The sequence below is a fragment of the Crossiella sp. CA-258035 genome (assembly GCF_030064675.1).
Taxonomy (GTDB): Bacteria; Actinomycetota; Actinomycetes; order Mycobacteriales; family Pseudonocardiaceae; genus Crossiella.
Genome location: NZ_CP116413.1, coordinates 4,042,580 through 4,059,278, shown reverse-complemented (window position 1 = coordinate 4,059,278; position 16,699 = coordinate 4,042,580). Strand labels below are relative to the sequence as shown.

Below are 16,699 nucleotides of genomic sequence, written 5' to 3'. Positions count from 1 at the left end.
GGCTCCCCCGTTCCGGGTGGGCGGCACGGGAGGCAGTGGTGGAACCGGAAGGCACAGCAGGCCGGGAACTGACGTTGCCCGCGCGCCGGGAGCTCGCCGACGCGCTGGGCCGCGGCGGACAGGCCGGGGAGGCGGCCTCCGCCTTGCACCGGCTGGTCGCCGAGTGCGAGGACCGCTTCGGCGCCGGGCACCAGCAGAGCCTGCTGACCAGGGACCTCTCCGCGCGCTGGGCCGGTGAGGCCGGTGATCCGGTGCTGGCCGCCGCGGAGTTCGACGAGCTGCTGTCCCGCTTCCGCGCCTGTTTCGGCCCCGAGCACCCGCACACCCTGCGCAGCTGGCACAGCCTCGGCTACTGGAGCGGTGAGGCCGGCGACGTGCACCGGGCCGCGGAGCTGTGCCGCACCCTGCTGCCGGTGCGCGCCAAGGTGCTCGGCGAGCAGCACCCGGCCACCCTTCGCACCCGGCACCGCCTGGCCTACTGGCTCGCCGAGACCGGCCACCAGGGCCAGGCCCAGGAGATGCTGGCCGGACTGCTCGCGCTGCGCACCGAGCTGTTCGGTCCCGACCACCCCGACACCCTGGTCACCGCGCGCGAACTGGCCAAACTCCAGGGCAGGCTGGGCGATCCGAGGTCCGCCGCCGCCCGCCTGCAACGGATCTGCCGGGCGCAGGGCCGGGTGCTGGGCACCGAACACCCGACCACCCTGGGCAGCTGGCACGAGCTGGCCCGCTGCCTCGGCCTGGCCGGCAGCCCGGACCGGGCCGCCGCGATGCTCACCGATCTGCTGGCCCGCCGCCGGAAGTCACAGGGGCCATGGCATCCGCGGACCTTGCTCAGCTGGCACGAGCTGGCCTACTGGGAGGCCGCCTGCGGCCGGACCGGCCTGGCGGTGGACCGGCTGCGCGAGCTGCTGCCGATGCGCCGACGGGTGCTGGGCGAGCGGCACCGGCACTGCCGGGCCAGCGAGGAACTGCTCGCCGAGCTGGGCGCGCGCCGCGGCTGACCTCAGGCATTGTGGTCGGCCACCATCCGGACCCTGGCGCACAGCTCGACCATCAGGTGCTCGGCGGCGGCCATCCCGCCCTCGGCCTTGGCGTGCGCCACCAGCTGCCAGGCGCGGGCGGCGTCCCCGCGCTCGACGGCGGCGACCAGCTCCTCCGCTCGGCCGTGCAACCAGGCGAAGTCCGCCACTTCCGCTCTCCCCAGGGTCGATGGTCTGACCATTGTGGGACAGCGCGGACCTGGAAAGCCCTACCGTAGTGACTTCATCGTCCGCCCAAACAGGGGGTTGTCATGGCCGAGGTAGTCCTGTTCCACCACGCCCTGGGCCGTACCCAGGGGATCACCGGTTTCGCCGACCAGCTGCGCCAGGACGGGCACACCGTGCACACGCCGGACCTGTTCGAGGGCCACACCTTCGCCACCCTGGACGAGGGCATGGCGCACGTGCGGCAGATCGGGTTCGGCGAGGCCGTCAACCGCGGCGCGGCGGCGGTGGCGGACCTGCCTGCCGAGCTGGTCTACGCCGGGTTCTCCCTGGGCGTGCTGCCCGCGCAGATGCTGGCCCAGACCCGGCCGGGCGCTCGCGGCGCGCTGCTCTACTACTCGTGCGTGCCGGTCACCGAGTTCAGCCCGACCTGGCCGGCCGAGGTGCCGGTGCAGGTGCACGGCATGGACGCGGACCCGTTCTTCGCCGATGAGGGCGACCTGGACGCGGCCCGGGACCTGGTCGCCTCGGCGGTGGCCCCGGCCGAGCTGTTCCTCTACCCGGGCGACCAGCACTACTTCGCCGACGCCACCCTCGACTCCTACGACCCGGCCGCCGCCGCGCTGCTGCTGGAGCGCACCCTGACCTTCCTGCGCTCGGTGTCCTGACTCACCAGCTGGTGCCCCGGTCCGACTGCGGCAGTTCGGATCGGGGCTTGTCATCGGCGTGCCCGTGCAAGCGCAGGCCCTCGGGTACCACCCTTGGCCCCGTCCCGAGGGCACCCAGCCACAGGTGGTCGTCCGGTCCTGGTGACTGCACCTGGATGAGGTGGCCGGTCCAGGAGATCCCCTGCCACCACAGCACTTCGGTGTAGAACCGGTCGGAGACCACCAGCGCCACCGGCCAGTCCATCCTGCCGTACGGCAACTGCCGGTGCACCACAGGACTGTCGGCCAGCACGGACAGCCGCTCCAGCTCCGAACCGACAGCCAGCACCACCCGCAGCCTCGGCCCCAGCACCGGTTGTGCCAGCACGTCGTACAGGCTTTCCAGGAATCGGGCCAATCGTGCGGACAACGGCGGCAGGACGACCTGGACGCGCGCGTCGTGGACCACGACCTCGCCCGGCGGCCACTCCAGTCCGGCCCGCGTGGTCACCTGCGCCAGCAGCTCATCCAGCACGCCGCCGGGCGCTCGCTGGCCACCGGACGCGGTCGGGAACTCCAGCCGGAGGGTCGGTTCGCCGGGAACGCCAGCGGCCAGGTACTCCCGGAAAGTGTTGTGCGCGAACCACAACCGGCCCGGTTCGACCTCCCTGAGCAACTGCCCGCCACCCGACAGCTGGCTGGCCACTTCGGTCGCCGGTTGCCGCACCCTCGGCATGGTCGCCAGCGTCTCGGACAGCCCGGCACCCTTGGCGTATGCGCTCAGCAGCGTCAGTTTTTCCTTGCGGGACAACGGATCCGGGCGCTGCGCCGGGGCTGGGGTCGGCGGTGGTTCAAGCCATTGGTCCAGCAGCGCCGCGCGGATGTCGCCGTCAGCGGGCAGCCGTCCGCCCCGCCGCTGGTACAGGGTGCACAGTGCGGCGCACAGCATCCGGTCGGTCGCCAACGAGGTCAGCCGTGGACTCGCCTGGATCGCCGACAGCAGCGACGTGCCCGGATCTGCTTCTCCGGCAACGGGTTTCCACGGCCACGACCGCACGAAGTGGGCGAGTTCCCCCTCAGCCATGGGCTGCAACCGGGCCACCGCGGGCTTGGCCAGAGGTAGATCCGCTGGGTAGTTCCTGACCGCGAGCACACATCGCGTGTCCGGATGGTCGGTCATGACTCGCCTGAGCCGGTCGAGGACCTGGGACCGGATGCCCGGCTCCTCGTCCAGACCGTCCAGCAACAGCAAGGCCCGGCCGTCAACCCGGGCCGGGAGCCCGTCCAGCGAACCCCGCAACGCGCATTCCGTCAGCGGGACGTACAACGGAGTCCGATCCGACCCGTGCGCACCGGCCAGCCATCGCAGCGCCGCGGTCTTCCCCGCCCCCGGCGCACCCAGCAACACCACCACCCGATGCCGGTCGACCACCTGGCCCAGCGGCACCATCTCGTTGCCCACGAACACGAACGGCTCGACCAGGTGTTCCGCTCCCCGGTCCTCATCGATGGCGGCTGGCAGTGGCTCACCGCCGCGCAACGCGCCGACCACCGAGGCGACCGCGGCCTCGAACTCCTCCGCCCCTGGCGACGGACCAGCCCACGCGCGCATCCCGAAAGCTTCGGCGGTTTCCTCCAGTTCCCGGCACAACCGCCGCCGGGCAAGGGGATCCGCGATGTGCCCGGTCAGCCCGTCCGCCAGGTCCTCGGTCCGCTCCAGTGCCTCGTCGCCGAGCCAGCGGGCCAGGGCGGTGCGGATGATCCGGTCGCCGGTCGCCGGCTTCTCCTGCTCAGTCACCAGCGCCACCTCCCGGCACCTTGTCGGCCACCGCATCCTCCCGCAGTCCGGGCAGGAAGAAGCGCAAGTCCACCGGATCGAACCACCGGGAATCCGGCCGCAGCGCCTCGGCCACCTCCGGCCCGCCGTCCCTGGCCAGCCTGGCCAGCAGCGGCAGCGCCTCCCAGTGCTGGATCGCGGAGGCCAAGCGAGCCACCTCCACCGCCCGCTCCAGGGGTTCCCGGGCCAGCGCGTCCACCAGCACCGCCGGGTGCTCGATGGCCAGCTGCGCCAAGGCGTCCTCGGACAGCTCAGGACCTGGCCGGTACTCACAGGCGTTGACCAGCAGTTGCCGGGCTGAGCAGGCGCTGTTCTCGGCGGCCTCGCGGGACAGCGTGGCCACCAGCTCCGCCGCTCGGTCCCCGGTGAGCTGGGCGGCCACCATCAGCACCAGCTGGTGCAGGTCGAGCCGGTGCGCGGCGCGGGCCAGCGCCCGCACGTAGTTGCCCGCCACCACCTCGCGCGAGACCAGGTAGTCCCGCAGCACCGGCGACGGGAAGGTGAGGCCGCCCTCGGCGTCCAGCCGCACCAGGCCGGTGCGCTCGGCCAGGCCGCGCACCAGCCGCGCCGGATCGGTGCTCGCCAGCTGGGTCCCGCTCGCGTGGGCAACCCGATCCAGCAGCTCCGCCGGCTTGGCGCGGGTGATGTCCTGGCTGCTCATCCAGTAGGCCAGGTCGGCCAGCACGCGCAGCCGCTCCTCCCTGGGCGCCGGCAACTCGTCGACGATCCCGCGCACCCGGTCGCGTTCGTCGACCAGGATCTCGGTGATCATCCGCAGCAGGTCGACCCAGGAGTCCGGCAGCCGGACCAGGCGGTCGCGGTGCAGCGCGCACATCAGCGCGCAGGTCAACGGGTTGGCCGCGAGCACCCGCAGGGCGTGGCACCCCGCCAGCGCGTCCAGCAGTCTGCGCTCGCACTTGACCACCCAGGCCCGCTCGGCCGGGTCGACCAGCCGGACCAGCACCGCGGCATGCCAGCGCTGGATGAACTGGTGCGCCTCGGCCGGGTTCATCGGCGCCAGCTCGGCCACGGTGAAGCCCGCGCCGGCGGCCCAGCCGGGCAGCGTCGGGTCGGGGCGGCTGGCCAGCACGACCGTGGCGCGGCTGAACTTCGCGCACAGCTTCTCGATCCAGTCCAGCACCACCCGCCGGTGCGCCGATGGCACCTCGTCGAGTCCGTTGAGCAGCACCAGGCTGTCGCCCTCGCGGAGCTGCCGCTGCACCCACCCGGAAGGCATCTCCGCGGCAATGTCCTGACCCAGCGCGGTGATCAGGTCATCCAGCCTCGGCGTGCGGTCGGTGTAGTGGTGCAGCGGCAGGTAGAACGGGACCAGGTGCTCGAACCCTGCCAGGCCGCGGCGCGCGATGCCGGTGAACAGCCAGCGCAGCAGCGTGGTCTTGCCGGCACCGCACGGCCCGGTCAGCAGCAGCCGCGAGTGGCTGAGCAGCGCGGTCACCGCGACCGGCGAGCCCTGCCAGTGCACGGACCGGGCGAGGTAGGCGGCCGCCAGCGGGTAGCGGCGGCTGGTGCGGGTCAGCCGGTCGCAGTCCAGGTCGGCCTCGGCCAGCTCGTCGGCGACGAACTCACGGTAGGTCCGGGCGAACCGGGCCTCCCCCGCCTCGGTCGCGGCGGCCAGCGCGCGCACCGGCGCGGCCCGGACCTCCTCGGCCAGCCCGGAAAGCTGCCGCAGCACCTCGGGCACCGCCAGGTTCGCCAGCCCGTGCAGGCCTTGGCAGATCTGGGTGACCTCGGCGCAGGCGGTGTCCAGCAGCAGCTCGTACAGGTCGGTCTCGGCCCGCCCGAAGTAGCGCCCGCGCAGCAGGTCCCCGGTCAGCTGCCGCACCCGCGCCGCGAGCCGCTCCGGCCGGCAACTCGCCGCCAGCACCAGCTCGGTCAGCGGCGGCAGGGCTTGGAAGGCTTCGGCCACCGCCTCGACCACCACCGCGCGGGACTCCTCGTCCAGACCGCGGAACTCCGCGCCATAGCGGGTCATCACCCGCCCGGCCACGGTGTCGGCCACGGTCTCCAGCTGCCTGCGGGCCCGCCGCTGGTCCAGCTTGCCCACCCCGTGCCCGCCCAGCACCGCGGTCAACCCGCCCGCGACCTCGCCCGCGGCCTTGGACCCGGTGGCCGCCTCGCAGGCGAGCTTGACCAGGGTCTCGCCGAGCTTCACCGCGGCGGTCGCCAACACCCCCACTACCGGACGCTCACCTCCCTGGTCGCACGGGAGTATCACGCTCAGTGGCGGCCTTGTCACCTTCGGACTAGGCAACTGGGCCAACCGTGCGGCGGCGTTCGGTAGATCGGGCGGTTCAGCCTTACCGGGGCAGGTATGCCCGGTCCTCGCCCCGTCCTCGCTCACCGGCAAGCGCCCGTCCACCGGCTGCCGGGGCGAGGGCACCGCGGTGACGCCCTCGCCCGCGGGTACCCGGAGGGTGAGTGCGTCCATCTGCCGGAACCTCTGGTACGAATCGCAGGTTCCTCTGGCCACGCTTCAGGACCAGTGCGGAGAATGAGTCATGTCCGCAACGCCGCACCACCAGCGTTTCTCGCCTGAACGGGTGGAGTTCCCGCAGTGGGAGGACCGCACCGCCGACTGCGCCGAACGCCGCCGGCGGCTGCTCGAGCAGCGGCGCCGGCTGGTCGAACAGCGACGGCGGGTGCGCGAACTGCAGGCGGTGTCCCGGTACTTCCTGGCGGCCGCCCGGCACGGGCTGGCCCACGCCCGCCAACTGTCCGCGCTGGCCCGTACGCACGCCGACGGGAGCAAGCGCGCCCTGGGCCAGCGTCACCTCCGCCCGCCCACTCCCCCGCCCCCGCCGCCCGGCCTCCCCCCGCTCCGCGCGCTGGACGAGCTGACCAGCCGGGAACGCGAGGTGGCCGGCCTGATCGGCGAGGCCCTGTCGAACCGGGAGATCGCCGAGCGGCTGACCATCGCGCAGCGCACCGCCGAGGCGCACGTGGAACAGATCCTGCGCAAGCTCGGCTGCTCCTCCCGCACCCAGGTCGCACTGCTGCTGCACCGCGGCGCCAACTAGCCACCGGCTATTGCGACTACCTCTCAAAGCCCACCCCACGTCGTTCTTGAAGTCGTCGGCGGCAGGCTTCCAGTAGGAGTAGGCGGCCCGAGCCGGGTCTGACCGCGGTCGCGAAGTCGGCCAGCACCAGCCGCGCCTCGTCGAGGTCGCCCCGAGCATTCGCGGGCATTGGCCTTCGTTGACACGGCCAGGTCGAGGATGAGCGCAGCCGGGTTGATGCCAGGGACCTTCGGGTCCTCGCCGGGCCAGCCCCAGCCAATCGGCGCGCCGGCAACGTAGCCCGGCCACCCGCACACCAAATACCAGGCCCCAATTGTCCAGCGTGCCCATGCGTCACTCCCCCTCGGTGACACCGCTGGCAACAGCCCTCCCCTCCCCGCGCAAGGCGGCACCCAACCACTTGGCTCACCGCGCATTAGCTCTCCGGGCGGAGCCGCATACGGACCCTCGCACGACCGCGGCTCGCCATCAACACACCCAGCGGCGACGGCGGCGCACGCCCACAATCCGTTGCCGCGCAGCCACTCTGAGGAATCAAGTGGCACACCGCCTCGCCTTGAAGTCCATCATCGCCCTCGTCGTCCTCGCCATCGCCATCGCCATCGCCATGCTGACCGGCGCCACGGCAGCGAGCGCCTTCACGGCCAAGGGACCCGACCAGGTCATCGTCTGCGAGTACATCGTCGATCCCGGCGGCTCCGGAGCTCCCGCCTGGAACCATTCCCAGTTCATCCCGACCCACCCCGACGCCTACTTCTGGGCCAACAGGCGGGTGTGGGCGACCCCCTCGATCACCTGGAACCGCAACGCGAACACCTGGGCCCGGCACCTCGCCGGCTCTGGCGGCTACTGGACCTATGCCGACAAGCTTCGCCGGACCTCGGCGAAGTGCCTTCCCCTGTGACAACCCCCTGAACAGCGCCAACTGAATCCCGTGCGCCCCGGCGACCTTTCCCGTCGCCGGGGCGCCTCAGCACTGGCACCTCGGCGGGTCATTGGTCCGCGCGGCCGCGGAGCCAGGCGGCGGCCCTGGTCGGCGAGGCGCGGGACAGCCAGGCGTCCTGCACGACCTCGGTCAGCTCCCGCAGGGTGAGCTCGCCGATCCGGCTGGCCCGCACCAACACCGACGAGTGACCGTTGAAGTGCGGTGTGGTGGAGAACGGTGACCCTTGTGCTGCTATGAAGCACTATTTGTTCTGGATGAATGCCATCCCACTTGGTGTAACGGTGAGTGATAGCACGGTGCGACACCGTAGTCGGTCGCGTTGCCGGCTCGTGTTAAGCGATCACTGTCGGTGTACCGGTTGGTCGACGAATTGTCTGCTGCGCAGATCCGGCACCCGCACCGTGGCGTCATCGCCGCCGGTGACGGCGTGGTCGTCGAGTTCGGTCGCCGCGACCGCATTGACGCTGCCCACGCCACCGGTGAGCTGGCCGATCTGGTGTCGCTGGGCCCAATCCCACAAGATCATCACGCCGTCCATGTCGGTGGCCATGGCGATTGGGTGGCCATCCAAATCGGCCATGGCCAAGGCTTTTACGGAAACCGAGGGCTCAATCTGGCCCTATGCTCATGGCGGGCGACATTCGTTGTCGCCCTTTGTCGAGGACCGCATTGTCCTAACTCCTGCCCACGTTCGCCCCTGAATTAATCCCCTCGAACCTGCGGGGAGGACGCGCGGCGAATCCTAGCCTCGGTCGATCATGTCCTGCCGTCTCCAGTTGTACAGGCAAGACTGCGCGATGCCCAGCGACGCGGCCACGTCCAGCACCGACCGGCCCGACTCGAGCAGGTCCAGAGCACGCCGCCGGAACTCCGGCGGATAAGGCTTCGGCACGACGAACGATCTCCTTCGGCAAGATCGTCGAACCGTACCTCTCCTCGAACTCGTGCCCGTCAAACTGGGGCAACATCAAGGTGTCCGGACTACAGGGCCAAGCTCAAAGCTGGGCCGACAAGAGGTGTCCGCCTGGATGATCTGCGCCCAGAGCCTCAGGACTGCCGGCGAACAGATGCTCGACCACGTCGGGCTCGAGCGCATGAGGTGCTTGAATGGCGGCAGTCCCTGCACCAACCCGGCGAACACCCGGCCGTCCTGTATTTGGATACCGGTCGACGCGCCAGGTTCATTGCGTGTGCACCTCCAGCGCGCCCAGCGGGCGTGCCCTTACCGCCAAACGGGGCAAGCGATGGTCACCAGCTGCATACCGTCTTGCACGGCCGCCTCAAGCGCAGGATATCCGTATAACGCATGCGACGTCCAAATCGCGCACGGTCGAGAAACCGAGCGTAGTGCGATATCACATAGTGTCACCAGGACGCGGCCTGTGCAGGACTCGAACTGATGAATCCTGGCCGCAGAAGGAGAGAACGGGTGATGCGGGGTTTCGTCGCGTCAAACACCGGGATGGATGAATTCCACATTATGCGCGACGACAGTCTTTCCTGGCGTACCTCAGGAGGGGATCATGTCTAGGGGTGCTGTGCCAGTCGGGGAGGCCCGACAATCGCTCAGGAAGGTTGACATGGAAAAGATCACTGCGTTGCTCTTATGGCGGTGAGGAAGCTTGCCGCGGCTCCGGCCGCGTCGGCTGCGATCACCGCAGCCTCGGGGCCGGTACGCTGCGTCGCGGACCTGCACGGAACTAGCGCGTCCCTTAGAGTGTGAGAACACCGGATGGCGCACCTAATTAGTAGGTGCCGCACGGTATTGCGCGCCGAACGTCACCCGTTGCCGGTCTAGCGTAAGACCTTATTCAAGGCTGTCGATGGAACTGTCTTGAAAGGGGCGGCTTCGCTGTTGCGTCGAATTCATCCTGCCGGAACACGTTGCTGGGAGGATCAGTCCGCACTCGATCGGAGATTGATCGTAGTCTTGCGCAGTGAAAGAATCTCGGTTGTCTAGTGACGTAGTCCCGAGGTGTCAGACAGTGAGATGGGGCAACGTTTACGATCCAATTAGGTGCTTAACTGGAATCGCGACGAGCTGGCCCGGATTCGGTAAATGCAAGGCCGTACAACCATTGGTTGTGGAGAAGGGAGCATTCATGACTGAGATCAGTCAGTCCCAATCGGGCCAGGAGGCCCTGGCGATCGCGCTGTGGCAGACGCCTTTCCCTGAGCCGGACACCGGCACGATTTCCGAGCTCTCGCAGTCCGATGCTCCTAGCCAGGAGCAGGTGGTCGGCAACATTGCAGTAGGAGACGGTAGCGTGCTGCCCGACCTGGGGGCTGATCTGTCGAAGTTCGGCTCATGGGAGTCCGTTGGCAGCACCATCGTGCACAGGGCTGAGACTCTCAGCGGCTTCAACCCAAAGGGCGGCAAATTCGACCCGGTCGCGTGGGAAAAATTTCTCAACAAGTTCACTACGATTCCGTTCTTCCTGGCGTATACGCTTGACTATCGCGACGCCGCCATCAGCAAGACCTCCCTGAAGAAGGCCGTCGATGCGGTAGCAGACCTGCTCGAGAACATCACGACGAAGGAGAACTTCGAAGACATCCTGAAGACCATCAAGAAGGTGGTCGCGGTTGCGGTCAAGAACAACGGGCAGAAGGAGAAGAACGCCAACCTGCAGGTCGGGATCCTGTCGCGCAATAAAGGCAAGCTCTACCTCGGAGCCGCCCGGACCACGGTGCAGATGGTGTACAAGAAGGGCAAGGGTTGCGAGCAACTGCAGCAGACCCTCAAGATCTACCGCGGCTACGGTGTGCTCGATTTCGACATGTGCAAGAGAAACGCCGACACACTGAAAAAATGGGATTTCAAGAATGTGGACGACTGGGTCCGGGACACGAACAGCTACGGCGTGCCGCCCAATGACAGCCCTGCCTGGAACAACTGAACCCCAATCGCGAACGTAATCACATCTCACTGTGTAGTACCTCACCCGTGGATAAGGAGTAGTCATGACCGAGGTTAGTCAGTCTCAGTTGAGCCAAGAGGCCATGAGGATCGCGCTGTGGGAGGCCCCTCTCCCCGAGTTGGACGCTGCCACGCTGTCTGCGCTCTCACAGCTCGACGATAAGGACAACACCCAGGCGGTGGGCAACAAGTCGGGGGGAGACAGCAGCAAGCTGCCCGAACTGGGGCCCCTGGAGCCGGAATTCAAGTCGTGGGAGTCCGTCGGCAGTACCATCGTGCACAAGGCCGTGGCTCTCAGCGGCTTCAACCCGGGGAGCGAGAAATTCGACCCGGTCGCGTGGGAAAAATTTCTCAACAAGTTCGCTACGATTCCGTTCTTCCTGAAGTACACGCTCGACTACCGCGATGCGGCCATCAGCAAGACCTCCCTGAAGAAGGCCGTCGATGCGGTAGCAGACCTGCTCGAGAACATCATGACGAAGGAAGACTTCAAGGGCATCGTGGAGACCATGAAGAAGATCGGCCAGCTGGCGCTCGAGAACGAAGGGAGGAAGCAGTCGAACTCGAACCAACAGGTCGGTGCCCTGTCGCGCCATAACGGCCACCTCTACCTCGGAGCCGTCCGGACCAGGGTGGAGATGGAGTACAAGAAAAGCAAGGGGCATGAGCAGCTGAATCAGGGCCTAAGCGTCTACCGGGGCTACGGTGACCTCGACTTCGACATGTGCAAGAGCCAATCCAGCAAGCTGAAAACGTGGCAACGCAAGAACGTGGAGGAGTGGGAGAAGGACGGGTCCAGTAACGGCAAGAAGCCCAACGATAGTCCCGCCTGGGACAACTGATTCGGTTCAAGGTTCCTTTTCGTATCCACCGGGCTTCCGATGCCGTCGGCCCCGTGTGGACTGGCTGTCCACACGGGGCCGCAGCCCCTAAAGCCCTCCAACCCCAGGCGGGACCGATGTTCTCCCACGAAGCGCTGCCTCCCGAAAGAGCGACGGCCTCGACCTTCACCCAGGTCCTTGCCGAGAACCTCAGCCACTCGGACAGTGGCTACACCTTCCTCCAACAGGACGGGCGCGAGCACTTCGTAGCCTGGTCAGAGCTGTCGCGGGAGGCTCTGCGCCGGGGCCGTCTGCTGCTCCAGAGGGGCCTGCGCAAGGGAGAGCGCATCGCGCTCATCGTCCCTGATCAGCAGGAGTTCGTCCTCACCTTCCTGGGCGCAGTCTCAGTGGGCATCGTCCCGGTCCCGATGTACCCGCCCATGGGCTTCGGCAAGTTCGAGACTTACTGCGAGAGCGCCGCCCACATCCTCCGCGCGGCGGGAGCCCGCACGCTGCTGATCCCGCAGAACCTGGCGGACCTGCTGGACCCGCTTCGCCAGGCGGTCGAGGGCCTGCGGGCCGTCGTCTCGGAGGAGTACTTCGCCGAGCCCTTGGTGGGCAAGGCGGCCGAGCCCGAGGCGATCCTCCCGGAGGACGTGATGTTCCTGCAGTTCACCTCAGGGAGCACGGCGGCCCCCAAAGGAGTTCGGGTGACGCACGCCAGTGCGCTCGCCAACTGCGCGGCCATCATCAGCGCCCTCCGACTGGAGCCCGGGCGGGACCGGGGCGTGAGCTGGTTGCCCATGTACCACGACATGGGACTGGTCGGTTTCGTGCTGGCGTCGCTGATCGTGCGCTGCGCGGTGAGCTTCCTCCCACCGCTGCGCTTCGCGCTCTCACCGCGGATCTGGCTGGACACGGTGAGTCGTACCCGCGCGACCGTGACCTTCGCGCCCAACTTCGGCCTAGCGTTGGCCGTCAAACATACCTCGGCGGAGGAGCTCCAGCGGTTGGATCTGTCCTGCCTGAGGGTCGTGGGCTGTGGCGCCGAGCCCAACCATCCGGAGACGCTGCGCTCCTTCGCAGAGCACTTCGCCGCGGCAGGGCTGCAGCCGGGGGCGGTGGTGCCGTGTTACGGCATGGCGGAGGCGACGCTCGCGATCTCGTTCAGCGAGGTCGGCGTTCCGTTCGCACCGGATGTCATTCAGAAGGAGCCCTATCACGCGAGCGGTCTTGCGCGGCCCGCCCGGGAGGCGGAGCTCCTCGACGGGTCGCAGGTGTCATTCGTGCCCTGCGGACGCCCCATCGCGGGTCACCGGATCCACATCGTGGACGACGAGGGGAATCCGCTCCCGGAGCGGCACATCGGCGAGGTGGTCTTCCAGGGGCCGAGCGTGGCCGCGGGCTACCACGGTGACGCGGAGGCGACCCAGCGCTGCTTCACGGCCCAGGGCCTGCGCACGGGGGATTGTGGATACCTCGCGGAAGGTGTCCTCTACGTGACCAGCCGTAAGAAGGACCTGCTGGTCGTCAATGGGCGCAATCATGACCCCCAGACAGTGGAGTGGGCCGCAGCCGAGGTGCCCGGCCTGCGCAAGGGCAACGTCGTGGCCTTCACCCGGCCGGGCCGGGTAAGCGAGGAGGTGGTGATCGTCGCCGAACTCCGTGGAAAGGACGCCGTCGCGGTTGCGCGGCAGGTCCGCGGCCACATCCAAACGACGCTGTCCCTGCCCGTCGCGGAGATCGTCCTGCTGGCGCCAGGGCAGCTGCCCAAGACCTCCAGCGGCAAGGTGAGGCGGAGCGAGACACGGCAGCACTACCTCGGAGGAGCGCTTCACGGTGGAGCGCTCTGGCCGGCGAACCAGAACACACCATCCGTACACGCCCACTGAGGAGCGGCCATGAACATTCATCTGACCCCCGAAGAGCGCGAGCGGCTGTACTCCCTGATCCGCGAGAAGTTGGAGCTCAGCGACGCTGAGTACCCCGAGGAGATCAAGAACACGACCATGGTGTCGGAGCTGCCAGGTGTCGACTCCATGAAGCTGCTTCGTCTGATGGGCGCGGTCGAGCTGGGCTTCCGGGTCAACCTGGGCTTCGAAGCCATCCCTCAGGTGCAGACGGTGCAGGACGTTGAGCGGTTGATCTGCGAGTCGCGCGAGCAGTACGCCGCGCGAGCATACTGAGTTGGGAGGACGACCGTGAGCACTCCGGTTCAAGTGCAGTCGCAGCGGGAAGCGCTGGAGATCACCATGTGGGCGCAGGGCAGGCAGGCGCCCCCACGAGAATTGCTGGCGGCGCTCAAGCTGCTGGGCCTCGACGGCCGCGTGCTTGCCGACGGCAGCCAAGAGGCAGGGGTTGGCAATGCCTACGGCGGAGACGACAGTGGGCTGCCCGTTCTGGGGCCGCTGGAGCCCTTCGGTTCATGGCAGTCCGTGGCCGCCACGATCCTGCGGAAGACTGCGGACTCCGCCAGCTTCAATCAGTCACTCACAATATTCGAGCTCATACGTTGGATCAACTTTGAATTCCAGTTCAAAACGATACCATTTCTCAAGGGTGTCACCAGCGACAGCCGCAGTGCGTCCATCTCGTCCCTCTCCCTGCGACTGGCCATTTCGGTGGTGACCGAGCTGGTCGGAGGGCTGGTGACGTCGGACACTCTCACCGGCATCATCAACTCCATCAAGAAGATCGGTCAGCTGGCGGTCGAGAACGAGGGGCTGCAGGAGAAGAACACCAACGTGCACCAAGGGGTCCTAACCGTCGTGAATGGGGATCTACGCCTCGGGCGGCTCCGGACCACGGTGCAGATGAAGTACGAGACAGGCAAGGGATATCAGCAACTCAATCAGCAGATCACCGTCAGCCGCCTCTTCGGCAGCCTCGACTACGACATGTGCATCCGGAACGCCGAGACGCTGCTGAAATGGGAGAGGCAGAACGTGGACGACTGGGCGAATGACACCTCTAGCTCTCCCTACCGGCCCAACGAAAGCCCTGCATGGGACAACTGAGGACCGGCCTCAGCTGAATGGTGTGCCGCCAATTAACGATTGAGGACAAGAAGGGGTGATCGGGCGCCTTCGCCGTCGACGAATAGCGCTCACAGCTACGCAAAATCGCCCACGGGCAGCCCGCTATGGACACCCGACCCGGCCATCTTCGTGCCCCCGTGGCCAGGACGCGACTGTCCGGGCTAGCCGAAATTCCTGTGAAGCCTACTCTAGAAGACCACCAAGCGGACGAACCCCTTATCGATCACCCGCCCGCGTGAAGCGCCAGCTTGTTGACATGGAACCGTCATGGTTGTTACGTAGTTAGCGCCGGGAACACCACCGGGGTCGGTCGTCCCGGGCTTGCGGCCCAGGATGGTCCGGTCCTGCCTGCTCGTGACGCGTGCTGAACAGTGGTGGATGTCGCGGGTGAACTGAGCGAGTTCTTCCTCGCGGGTGGCAGGATCTCGGCGAGCACGAGCAACCCGCGCAGATGCTGCGCTGCCGTGGTCTGAGCAAGCGTCCAGCGTCTCGTGGGAGCAGGCCAGTTCGCCGGTGACGATCCGGCGGATGGGTTGTCCGCCGGGCCGGCGCAGGTACAGGATCAGCGAGTGCGGGTTGTCGTAGTGGGCCAGCAGTTCGGCGACCGGCGCTAATGCGGATGCCGGTTGGCCGTCCGGCTGCGTGAACATCTCCACCAGGTCCCGACTGGCGGTGCAGGACAGGCAGTGACCACGCAGCAGCCGGCCCATGGCTCCGCAGGTGGGGCAGCGGCAGGAAAGCTGGACGCCCGCACAGTCCGGGCAGACCGGCCCGGCCGGTTCGCGGCGGAACACGCCAGCCACCTGACCACAGCGGTGGCAGGGTTCGTGGGTGAACCGGCAGCGTCGACGCAAGCCAGGCAGACGGGTCCTTCCGGCCAATGGCGTTCTGCGCGGGCCAGAACTCCGCAGCGCGTGCAGGGCACCTGTGCGGCCAGTCCCGCACACCGCCCGGCACTCCCCCGCTCGGCCTCACCCGGCGCGGCACCGAGATCACCGAAGTGATCACACAGCGAGACAGCAACTGGGCCATCGCCGAACGGCTGATGGTCAGCCAACGCACGGTCGAAACCCACCTCAGCCGCATCTACCGCAAGCTCGAAGTGACCTCCCGCACCGCGCTGGCCGCCCAACTGACCGGAAGGCGAACCGCGACGCCGGAACGGTCCCCGCGTACGACGCTGATCGCGAGAGTGACCGTGGAGCTCTTCATCAGCGGACAGTCCGAGCTGGCGGCGGCAGAGGACGGGCCGTGGCTGCGCCGGTTCAGTTGCGCCACCGAGCGTTGACTGGCGAGGGTCCGCGCGCCGATCAGTGCTGGCTGGTCGGTGCGGCGCAACTGCTGACCTGCTACCGGTGACCGGCTGAGCTCGATCCTGCCAGCCCGGTGGCGATCCTGCGCGAGTTCACGCCACTCCTGCGAGGGAGCGGCCTCACTCTCGCGGGTGACCCCGTGCCGGGCGGCTGAGGGGATGGTGGTCCAGTGACTGGTGATGAATGCGAAAGGCGTGGTCGATGAGGCACGGCAACGAACTCCCGCCAGGGCAACGCCGGGTCGAAGGCTTCCCCCGGTTCGGCACCCACCTGTCCCGGCCCGCCCCGCCCGTTCCGGTCGACCCGGCGATCGAGGTGCGCGGGGCGGTGACCAAGGAGTTCGAGCTTCCGCTCACCTCGCTCTCCTCCTTGCCGCGCAAGGAGATCACCGCCGACTTCCACTGCGTGGCCGGCTGGACGGCAACCGGCCTGCGCTGGGAAGGTGTCTCGTTCGCGACGTTCTACCGCGCTGTCCTCGAACCGGCGTTGCCGGGCGGAACATCGATCACCCACGTCACGTGTCGCGGACTCGACGGGTGGAAAGCCACGGCGACGATCGAGGACCTCCTGGCCGAGGACGTGCTCATCGCGCAGAACCTCAACGGCCGCCCGCTCGACAGCGATCACGGCGCACCGGTCCGCCTGGTCAGTCCCAGCCAGTACGGCTACATCAACGTCAAACACCTCTCCGGCATCGAGCTCCTGACCTCGGCCCCGGCGAACACCGAAGGCCCCCTGCTCAGGAGCCATCCCCGGGGCAGGGTCTGGGCAGAGGAGCGGCACGGCCTGCTCCCCGGCCGGGTGGTGCGCCCCTTCTACCGGGCGCTGATTCGTCCCATCAGGTTCCTCAGTGCCCGTGGTGCTCGCGACCGTCAGCCAGAGCGGCCCCGCTCCTCGAACTAACGGCCGCACACCCTCCACAGTGGACACC

General features: G+C 68.0%; 18 protein-coding genes. 11 read left to right on the top strand and 7 right to left on the bottom strand.

Annotated features, from left to right (window positions below; translation table 11 throughout):
* Window positions 1–38: 38 nt before the first annotated feature.
* The gene (locus N8J89_RS18495) at window positions 39–1,004 is read left to right on the top strand and encodes a tetratricopeptide repeat protein (protein ID WP_283665611.1); all 966 of its coding nucleotides are present in this window, start codon (window positions 39–41) and stop codon (window positions 1,002–1,004) included.
* 2 nt (window positions 1,005–1,006) lie between these two features.
* Here the strand turns inward: N8J89_RS18495 and N8J89_RS18490 are convergent, their stop codons facing one another.
* On the bottom strand, window positions 1,007–1,192 hold the full coding sequence (locus tag N8J89_RS18490) for a hypothetical protein (RefSeq protein WP_283665610.1): 186 nt from the start codon (window positions 1,190–1,192) through the stop codon (window positions 1,007–1,009).
* 102 nt (window positions 1,193–1,294) lie between these two features.
* Between N8J89_RS18490 and N8J89_RS18485 the strand changes: the two genes are divergently transcribed.
* Window positions 1,295–1,876, top strand: a complete 582-nt coding sequence (locus tag N8J89_RS18485) for a dienelactone hydrolase family protein (protein WP_283665609.1) — start codon at window positions 1,295–1,297, stop codon at window positions 1,874–1,876.
* 1 nt (window position 1,877) lies between these two features.
* Here the strand turns inward: N8J89_RS18485 and N8J89_RS18480 are convergent, their stop codons facing one another.
* Together N8J89_RS18480 and N8J89_RS18475 are read right to left on the bottom strand one after the other, a co-directional pair.
* Entirely contained in the window at window positions 1,878–3,653 is a 1,776-nt protein-coding gene (locus N8J89_RS18480) for an NACHT domain-containing protein (protein WP_283665608.1), read from the bottom strand.
* Window positions 3,646–5,889 carry an NACHT domain-containing protein gene (locus N8J89_RS18475; RefSeq protein WP_283665607.1) on the bottom strand — a complete coding sequence of 748 codons (2,244 nt, stop codon included), beginning with the start codon at window positions 5,887–5,889 and terminating at the stop codon, window positions 3,646–3,648. Before N8J89_RS18475 ends, N8J89_RS18480 begins: the two co-directional genes overlap by 8 nt.
* 322 nt (window positions 5,890–6,211) lie before the next feature.
* On the opposite strand from N8J89_RS18475, the gene N8J89_RS18470 reads away from it, so the two are divergent.
* Together N8J89_RS18470 and N8J89_RS18465 are read left to right on the top strand one after the other, a co-directional pair.
* Window positions 6,212–6,730, top strand: coding sequence for a LuxR C-terminal-related transcriptional regulator (locus N8J89_RS18470; RefSeq protein WP_283665606.1), 519 nt, complete (start codon window positions 6,212–6,214; stop codon window positions 6,728–6,730).
* Window positions 6,731–7,286: 556 nt separating this feature from the next.
* On the top strand, window positions 7,287–7,634 hold the full coding sequence (locus N8J89_RS18465) for a hypothetical protein (protein WP_283665605.1): 348 nt from the start codon (window positions 7,287–7,289) through the stop codon (window positions 7,632–7,634).
* An 88-nt stretch (window positions 7,635–7,722) separates the two neighbouring features.
* Here the strand turns inward: N8J89_RS18465 and N8J89_RS18460 are convergent, their stop codons facing one another.
* From N8J89_RS18460 to N8J89_RS18450, 3 genes are all read right to left on the bottom strand, one after another.
* Window positions 7,723–7,854, bottom strand: a complete 132-nt coding sequence (locus N8J89_RS18460; RefSeq protein WP_283665604.1) for a hypothetical protein — start codon at window positions 7,852–7,854, stop codon at window positions 7,723–7,725.
* A 162-nt stretch (window positions 7,855–8,016) separates the two neighbouring features.
* Window positions 8,017–8,226, bottom strand: a complete 210-nt coding sequence (locus N8J89_RS18455; protein WP_283665603.1) for a hypothetical protein — start codon at window positions 8,224–8,226, stop codon at window positions 8,017–8,019.
* A 192-nt stretch (window positions 8,227–8,418) separates the two neighbouring features.
* Complete coding sequence (locus N8J89_RS18450; protein WP_283665602.1) at window positions 8,419–8,568, bottom strand: transposase; 150 nt, start codon at window positions 8,566–8,568, stop codon at window positions 8,419–8,421.
* 1,210 nt (window positions 8,569–9,778) lie between these two features.
* Here N8J89_RS18450 and N8J89_RS18445 point away from each other — a divergent pair.
* The 5 genes from N8J89_RS18445 to N8J89_RS18425 all read left to right on the top strand — a co-directional run bounded on the left by N8J89_RS18445 (window position 9,779) and on the right by N8J89_RS18425 (window position 14,434).
* Window positions 9,779–10,576, top strand: coding sequence for a hypothetical protein (locus N8J89_RS18445; RefSeq protein WP_283665601.1), 798 nt, complete (start codon window positions 9,779–9,781; stop codon window positions 10,574–10,576).
* Window positions 10,577–10,640: 64 nt separating this feature from the next.
* A complete protein-coding gene (locus N8J89_RS18440) occupies window positions 10,641–11,438 on the top strand; it encodes a hypothetical protein (RefSeq protein ID WP_283665600.1) in 798 nt (265 codons plus the stop codon).
* A gap of 116 nt (window positions 11,439–11,554) precedes the next feature.
* Window positions 11,555–13,309, top strand: coding sequence for a fatty acyl-AMP ligase (locus N8J89_RS18435; RefSeq protein WP_283665599.1), 1,755 nt, complete (start codon window positions 11,555–11,557; stop codon window positions 13,307–13,309).
* 9 nt (window positions 13,310–13,318) lie between these two features.
* Entirely contained in the window at window positions 13,319–13,603 is a 285-nt protein-coding gene (locus N8J89_RS18430) for an acyl carrier protein (RefSeq protein WP_283665598.1), read from the top strand.
* A 15-nt stretch (window positions 13,604–13,618) separates the two neighbouring features.
* Window positions 13,619–14,434 (top strand): hypothetical protein, encoded by an 816-nt coding sequence (locus tag N8J89_RS18425; RefSeq protein ID WP_283665597.1) that lies wholly within the window; start codon window positions 13,619–13,621, stop codon window positions 14,432–14,434.
* 209 nt (window positions 14,435–14,643) lie between these two features.
* Here N8J89_RS18425 and N8J89_RS18420 read toward each other — a convergent pair whose 3' ends face one another.
* On the bottom strand, window positions 14,644–15,249 hold the full coding sequence (locus N8J89_RS18420) for a hypothetical protein (protein WP_283665596.1): 606 nt from the start codon (window positions 15,247–15,249) through the stop codon (window positions 14,644–14,646).
* 86 nt (window positions 15,250–15,335) lie between these two features.
* Here N8J89_RS18420 and N8J89_RS18415 point away from each other — a divergent pair, with 86 nt between their 5' ends.
* Together N8J89_RS18415 and N8J89_RS18410 are read left to right on the top strand one after the other, a co-directional pair.
* Complete coding sequence (locus tag N8J89_RS18415) at window positions 15,336–15,743, top strand: response regulator transcription factor (protein WP_283665595.1); 408 nt, start codon at window positions 15,336–15,338, stop codon at window positions 15,741–15,743.
* A gap of 208 nt (window positions 15,744–15,951) precedes the next feature.
* Window positions 15,952–16,671 (top strand): molybdopterin-dependent oxidoreductase, encoded by a 720-nt coding sequence (locus N8J89_RS18410; protein WP_349497492.1) that lies wholly within the window; start codon window positions 15,952–15,954, stop codon window positions 16,669–16,671.
* Window positions 16,672–16,699: the final 28 nt, after the last annotated feature.

What these genes read in the sequence shown, in the direction of transcription:
- N8J89_RS18485 (WP_283665609.1), top strand. Translation starts at nt 1,295, where the DNA reads ATGGCCGAGGTAGTCCTGTTCCACCACGCCCTGGGCCGTACCCAGGGG.
- N8J89_RS18470 (WP_283665606.1), top strand. Translation starts at nt 6,212, where the DNA reads ATGTCCGCAACGCCGCACCACCAGCGTTTCTCGCCTGAACGGGTGGAG.
- N8J89_RS18455 (WP_283665603.1), bottom strand. Translation starts at nt 8,226, where the DNA reads ATGGCCACCGACATGGACGGCGTGATGATCTTGTGGGATTGGGCCCAG.
- N8J89_RS18445 (WP_283665601.1), top strand. Translation starts at nt 9,779, where the DNA reads ATGACTGAGATCAGTCAGTCCCAATCGGGCCAGGAGGCCCTGGCGATC.
- N8J89_RS18440 (WP_283665600.1), top strand. Translation starts at nt 10,641, where the DNA reads ATGACCGAGGTTAGTCAGTCTCAGTTGAGCCAAGAGGCCATGAGGATC.
- N8J89_RS18435 (WP_283665599.1), top strand. Translation starts at nt 11,555, where the DNA reads ATGTTCTCCCACGAAGCGCTGCCTCCCGAAAGAGCGACGGCCTCGACC.
- N8J89_RS18430 (WP_283665598.1), top strand. Translation starts at nt 13,319, where the DNA reads ATGAACATTCATCTGACCCCCGAAGAGCGCGAGCGGCTGTACTCCCTG.
- N8J89_RS18415 (WP_283665595.1), top strand. Translation starts at nt 15,336, where the DNA reads ATGGCGTTCTGCGCGGGCCAGAACTCCGCAGCGCGTGCAGGGCACCTG.
- N8J89_RS18410 (WP_349497492.1), top strand. Translation starts at nt 15,952, where the DNA reads ATGCGAAAGGCGTGGTCGATGAGGCACGGCAACGAACTCCCGCCAGGG.